Source organism: Nostoc flagelliforme FACHB-838 (genome assembly GCF_014698065.1).
Classification (GTDB): domain Bacteria; phylum Cyanobacteriota; class Cyanobacteriia; order Cyanobacteriales; family Nostocaceae; genus Nostoc; species Nostoc flagelliforme_B.
Window position 1 is genome coordinate 1 of record NZ_JACJSI010000448.1, and the last position, 4,474, is coordinate 4,474.

General features: G+C 35.9%; 3 protein-coding genes. All 3 read left to right on the forward strand.

What is annotated here, in order from left to right:
- The first annotated feature begins 215 nt into the window (after positions 1–215).
- The 3 genes from H6G97_RS46235 to H6G97_RS46245 all read left to right on the forward strand — a co-directional run bounded on the left by H6G97_RS46235 (position 216) and on the right by H6G97_RS46245 (position 4,185).
- Positions 216–368: a hypothetical protein gene (locus H6G97_RS46235; RefSeq protein WP_190947121.1), complete on the forward strand. Its 153-nt coding sequence runs from the start codon at positions 216–218 to the stop codon at positions 366–368.
- A gap of 53 nt (positions 369–421) precedes the next feature.
- Positions 422–3,157 carry a TM0106 family RecB-like putative nuclease gene (locus tag H6G97_RS46240; RefSeq protein ID WP_190947122.1) on the forward strand — a complete coding sequence of 912 codons (2,736 nt, stop codon included), beginning with the start codon at positions 422–424 and terminating at the stop codon, positions 3,155–3,157.
- A gap of 578 nt (positions 3,158–3,735) precedes the next feature.
- Positions 3,736–4,185, forward strand: a complete 450-nt coding sequence (locus H6G97_RS46245; protein ID WP_190947123.1) for a DUF1269 domain-containing protein — start codon at positions 3,736–3,738, stop codon at positions 4,183–4,185.
- The last annotated feature ends 289 nt before the right edge of the window (positions 4,186–4,474 follow it).

Here is a 4,474-nt window from a genome sequence, read left to right on the forward strand (position 1 = left end):
TGATATCAGTCTTTTTAAGGGCCAACGCTTCTGATACGCGACAACCAGTAAACAGGCAGATGCCAAACAGAGCGCGATCGCGTGGGCTGAGAAATCCCTCGGTGAATAATCGCTTTAATTCCTCTTGGCTTAGTATTTTGCCTTGTCCGTTGCCGCTAACCTTCATGTTTTCTACTTTCTAGGGGATTACACGTTTCTCTACAAACGTGTAATTGATGACCCAAAGTATTGTAACTCCGTTGGCGACGCTATGGCTCACTCAAGCAATCAATTCCAACTTATCAATCGCAATCGCTACAACCCGCATAACTTCGTTGGCTGATAAAACCTGCTTATGTTTGCAGCGTTATTGCCAAGTACAGGTATAATCTCCGTTAAAAAGCGACTGCTAGCCTGAATATATACGACAACTGAAAGACTTATGAGTAAAAACATAATTACATCTGAGGTCGTAGTAGCCTACTCACAATGTCCTCGAAAAGCCTATCTTCTCCTTTACGGGGAAGACTTTGGAAATCCTCATGATTATGTCCACATTATTGAGGAGCAAAAATGTGCTAATAAAGTTCAGTATCTAGATAATTTTAAGCGAGAGAATCCTAACATTGCAAATTATGATGGCACTCAACTGAAGAACAGTAAATTTTTCATTGAAGTCCTGCTGAAGTCGGATAATTTAGAAGCTTATTGTGATGTTTTGACTAACGTAGGTGACAAGCAATGCAGCTACGAGCCAACAATAATTGTTGGAACCTACCAATTCAGCCAAGAACAAAAACTCGAACTATTATTTATCAGCACTGTTTTGGGAAAAATCCAGGGGGAGACACCTGTAGCTGGCAAAATTATTGGCATGGAAGGAAGAAGGTTAAACGTCAAGCTAGAAAATAGCTATAAAATCCTTACACCCTATCTCAATACTTTAAAAGAATGGATGGTCAAATCAGCAGTGGAAGACCCCCCAGTTATTTTGAACAAACATTGTCCAATTTGTCAGTTTCAGAGTTTTTGTAAGGATAAAGCAAAGAAAGAAGATAATCTAAGCCTGTTAGATCGGATGACTTCTAAGTCTATCAATAGATATAACAAAAAGGGTATATTTACCCTCCATCAACTTTCGTATTTATTCAAACCGCGTAGGAAAAGAAAACGAAAGACTAAAGTTTCAGTACAACATAATCTCGAACTACAAGCTTTAGCTATCAGAGAGAAAAAGATATATTTGCAAGAGTTACCAGAGTTATCTAGAAGCCCAGTCGAAATATTTTTAGATATTGAGGGACTCCCTGATCGCTGCTTTTATTATCTTATGGGTTTGTTGATATCTGATGAAGTTGGCAGTAGTTATTATTTTTTTTGGGCAGATACTATTAATGACGAAGATAAAATTTGGAGACAGTTACTTGAAAAGCTAAACGAATATCCCCAGGCTCCTATCTATCACTATGGAAGTTATGAAAATAAAGCGATTAATGAACTATCAAAAAAGTATTCAACTGATTGTGATTTAATTAGAAAGCGCTTACTTAATGTCAATATATACATCTACGGTAAGATATACTTTCCTACCTTTTCAAATAGTCTCAAGGCAATTGGAAATTTCCTCGGCGCATCTTGGACATCTCCAGATGCTTCTGGACTCCAATCTATAATTTGGAGGCATTATTGGGAATGCACCCAAAATTTAAAATATAAGCAACAGTTAGTTGCTTACAATCAAGAAGACTGTCAGGCTCTCAATTTATTAATTCAGGAGTTATCTCAAATAAAAGAGATTGCTGAATCCTGTTCAAATATTGATTTTGCAGATCAACCTAAGAAGTATTCAACAGAAAGCAGCAAAGAAGTTCACAGGGTATTTGATATAATTACAAAATCTGCCCATTATGATTATGATAGAAATAAGATAAGTTTTAAAGAAATTGATACAAAAGAAAAGATCGAAAAGGATAAAAATTTAAGCGAACGAAAAGTCATCAAAAGGCATCAAAAAAGAATTCCTAAGCCACATAAATTAATTGAACTACAGCCAATTTTGGACTGCCCTAAACATCTTAATCCTCTCCAAGAATCAAAGAAATTAGGATCAAAAAGAGTTATTGATCTTGTCTTCACCAGAAATGGAGTTAGAAAATCTATCATAAAATACTGGGGAAGGAAAGGTTACTGTCCAAGCTGTGATCAATATTATAGTCATCCTAATATTAGTAAATTTCATCGCAGACAAATATATGGTGATGGTTTTAAAGTTTGGTCTGTATATCAGAGAATTGCACTTCGACTACCATATAAAACTATTGCAAAAAACATAGAAGATTTATTTAAAGAAGTTATCAACCATAGTACAATTGTATCTTTTATAAGAGAACTCTCTGATTCCTATGTTGAAACTGAAGATATTATTATTAAAAAACTACTTGAAAGCAATTTTATTAATGTTGATGAGACATCCATTACTATTCAAGGTTCTGAATGGTATGTATGGGTTTTTACAAACGGGAAATATGTTTTTTTCAGGCTAACAGAAACTAGAGAAACAACAATCGTTCATGATTTATTGTCTAAATATAGTGGAATTTTAATATCAGATTTTTATTCTGGCTATGATTCTATAAATTGCAGACAGCAAAAATGTTGGGTTCATTTGATTCGCGATCTCAATGATGATCTCTGGAAGAATCCATTTGATTGGGAATTTGAAATCTTCGTTTTAGAAATCAAAAACCTAATCGTACCTATAATGGAAACTATAGATAAATTCGGGCTTAAAAAACGGAATTTAAAAAAATTTCAGAAGGCTGTAGAGAACTTTTATGAGAGAATAATTACTAATAAAAGTTATAGTTCTGAACTTGTAAACAGATATCAAAAAAGATTTATACGTTATAGAGAAAGTCTATTCACTTTTCTGGAGCATGATGAAATTCCTTGGCATAACAATATGGCTGAAAATGCCATCAGGCATCTGGCTAAACAAAGAGAAATATCAGGTTCTTTCTTCGAGTCTCCTATTTGTAACTACTTGCTGATACTTGGAGTCATGCAAACTTGTAAATTTCAGGATAAATCATTTCTGAAATTTCTTTTGTCAGGAGAGAAGGATGTTGATAAATTTAAGTCACCTAAGTATTTTAAGAAAACCAAACCCGTTGAGTAAGTTACTTTGGTAAGTTGCTTTAGTTTACTAATTAACTATAAGTATATTAAAGCAGACAAAGCGAGAGAAGGTAGAGGACATACCAGGGCAAACGCATCTAAAGTATAAAAATCCTTTAATAGCAAGGGTTTCGGCGTTTTTTAATCTAGCCTATTTTTTCGTCAAGATTCTTATCCAGCAAGGGTTTCAGAAATACCGTGCGTTCGCCCTGGAGGGCATACCCAGAGGCAAAATCAAATTCTCATATTCTGATCATGATGCTAAACAGGGGCTAACCAAGACTGACCTGTGTGAGCGGATAAATATCAACGGCAGTCAAATCAATCAATGGGCAACGATGCTTAACCTAGAAGAAAGATGAATACCTGTTTGAGTTGACTGGCTGGAAGAAGCCGCTCAATGCTCGGCGGTACTTTCCGGTGTTGGAGAATGAGCAAAAGCAAGCTGCAAAAACTAGTCAGTAGTTCTGCTCACCCTCATTGGCATTCTTGTATTCTATACAGCTTAACAACGAGCAGTTTATAAGGTAAAAGTAGATACAGCTAAAAATTCTTGAAAAAATCACAATGGAATATAGCATGAGTGAATTAGTTGTAGTCAGCTTTGATGACAAATACAAAGCAGATGAAGTGCTGCTAGAACTGCTGAAACTTGAACAAGAGTATTTAGTTGACTTGGAAGATGCAGTTGTTATCACCAAAAATGCACAGGGAAAGATTAGGGTTAAACCGTATCATGATTTAGTCAAACCCGGTGATCTGAGCAATGAACTCTGGGGTGGAATCATTAGCGCAACTTTTTTTCACCGCTCTCTTACTATTAAAGAGAGTGTGTTTAATAGTAGTTTCTTAACCGAAGTTGAAGAATGTTTAAAGCCAAATTCTTCATCTCTGTTTGTCCTGGTTAAATATGCTAATCCAGAGAAAATAATTGCAGAATTTCATCGGTTTCAAGGAAAGTTAATGAGAACAACTCTTTCTCCAGACAAAATAGAACATCTACAAAAAACATCAGCATTATTTCTCTAAATATCTAACAATAACTGGCTAATTAGAGGGCCGATTTATTATTGGTGTCTAGCGGACACGAACTAGACACGATTCAGACACTTTGAATAAGGGTAGTGTCTGTAGCGGTGTCTAGTACTGTCTATGCTGTATAAGGCTTTCAAGGTTTGGTGTCTGTGGTGTAGGCGTGTCCGATGTCCGCAAAAAAGGGGGTTTTTGGGAGCAGACACCAGACACCGATGGCAGTCAAATTTGATTAAGCTTGATAACACCCTCGGCTATCCAGTCCGCCAATCCTGCCCTCACAATT

Excerpts from the sequence above, each read along its gene's own strand:
- H6G97_RS46245 (WP_190947123.1), top strand. The coding sequence starts at position 3,736 with ATGAGTGAATTAGTTGTAGTCAGCTTTGATGACAAATACAAAGCAGAT.
- H6G97_RS46240 (WP_190947122.1), top strand. The coding sequence starts at position 422 with ATGAGTAAAAACATAATTACATCTGAGGTCGTAGTAGCCTACTCACAA.
- H6G97_RS46235 (WP_190947121.1), top strand. The coding sequence starts at position 216 with ATGACCCAAAGTATTGTAACTCCGTTGGCGACGCTATGGCTCACTCAA.